Source organism: bacterium (assembly GCA_009926305.1).
GTDB lineage: Bacteria > Bdellovibrionota_C > UBA2361 > UBA2361 > RFPC01 > RFPC01.
In genome coordinates, this window is sequence record RFPC01000221.1 from 1 (window position 1) to 1,429 (window position 1,429).

Sequence of the window (1,429 nt, forward strand, 5' to 3'; positions counted from 1 at the left end):
TTTAAACTTCTCAAGGGACCAGTAGAGCTGTTCAGTAAAAAACGAGTTACCAGTCACTCTCAACCTTTTCGCTTAGACTTTCGTGTGCCGCCAAAGCCATTTTCACTAGAAATCTCTCCCAGATAGAACCGGGCTCAGAATGAGAGGACGCTGGATCAGAGCAAAGATTTCTCTGGCTAAACTATTTTTCTGAGTGGAAGAGAGGCTGGATTGCATGCTAATCTCTCACAGAGAGACATCTGGTATTTACAACCTTAGACCTGAGACAAAATAGCACGTATCCATGCAAGGATAGATTAATGGTTCTTTTCATCGTATTACTCCTCACTCTTATTCTCTCCGTTGGGGGAATCCTTGCTACTTTCTTTTTGGTTTCAAACCGTGCACAACCTGCTGATCAGGATAAAAAAACTAGATTGCTTGAGGAAATAGCCAAGAATAAGGACACCATCCATGGCCTCTTAAAGCAGCGCAAGAATTTCCGCTCAGCAACCCAGCTGGACTCAATAAAGAAAGAAGTGTCAACTCTGAAAAAGAGTGTTAGCCAAGAGGAGAAGACGCTAGAGGAGCTCGGGGAGCTTCTTCAGACCGCTCAGCAGAACATCGAACAGAAAGAGGTCGCCCAACAAGATCTTAAGATGTCTGGTGAGGCTGAAGTAGAAAAATTAGATGCGTTGCTAGCCGTGTATGAAGAGGTATCGACTGAGTCTATCGACCTCGAGCAACGCCTCGCTCAATCAATGAAAAATCTTGAGTCAATTCTGAATGAAGTAAGCCTTACAGAGGCGCAACGTGGGCAACTTGACGATTTAAATGAAGCCATGAACATTGCTGGAACAAACTTGAGAAACCTCATTTTAGAGTATGAGGCAGTTAACGGGAGGCTCACGGCATTAAAAAGTCAGCACGAAGACCTTGAAGGAGAGTATACCCGATTGGTTGAAGAGCAGCTTGGCTAGTAATTTCAGCATGTTATAGGTGGTTCTGGAGCTCATTTCCTACCGCTTGTGCAGCAATAGAAAAGCAACATACTGTGCCTCTTTTACGAAAAGAAAATAAATCTGTCCGAACGGCTTTTTTAGCTTGAACTTTGGAGTATGATGTAAAGGAGCAAAGTGGTCGCGAGCGATGAGCAGCTTTGCTGTCTTGAGAAGCGTGAGGTGCTGTGTTTCTGGATTCGCATTGTTTCTGGATTCGCATTGTTTCTGGACTCATGGGAGCATTGGTAAATACGCAAGATTCGTGACAGAAATGGGATACGGGTTCGCGGGGACAAAAAGGACCAGGGAGAGAAAAATATGGCGCTTGGAGCAGCAGGAAACGTTGGTGGAGATTTCAATCAAGGAAAAAAATCAAAGTCCTCTCAAAGTACTTCAATTCGAAAGTTGACCGACTCCCATATGAACCAGATTACCGTTCTGCGTTCTAT

The 1,429-nt window shown here is 44.2% G+C and carries 2 protein-coding genes; one reads left to right on the forward strand and one right to left on the reverse strand.

What is annotated here, in order from left to right; translation table 11 throughout:
* The first annotated feature begins 299 nt into the window (after nucleotides 1–299).
* Nucleotides 300–959 (forward strand): hypothetical protein, encoded by a 660-nt coding sequence (locus EBR25_14005; GenBank protein NBW42084.1) that lies wholly within the window; start codon nucleotides 300–302, stop codon nucleotides 957–959.
* 13 nt (nucleotides 960–972) lie between these two features.
* Here EBR25_14005 and EBR25_14010 read toward each other — a convergent pair whose 3' ends face one another.
* Nucleotides 973–1,200, reverse strand: coding sequence for a hypothetical protein (locus tag EBR25_14010; GenBank protein ID NBW42085.1), 228 nt, complete (start codon nucleotides 1,198–1,200; stop codon nucleotides 973–975).
* Nucleotides 1,201–1,429 lie beyond the last annotated feature (229 nt).

Excerpts from the sequence above, each read along its gene's own strand:
- EBR25_14005 (NBW42084.1), top strand. The coding sequence starts at position 300 with ATGGTTCTTTTCATCGTATTACTCCTCACTCTTATTCTCTCCGTTGGG.
- EBR25_14010 (NBW42085.1), bottom strand. The coding sequence starts at position 1,200 with ATGCGAATCCAGAAACAATGCGAATCCAGAAACACAGCACCTCACGCT.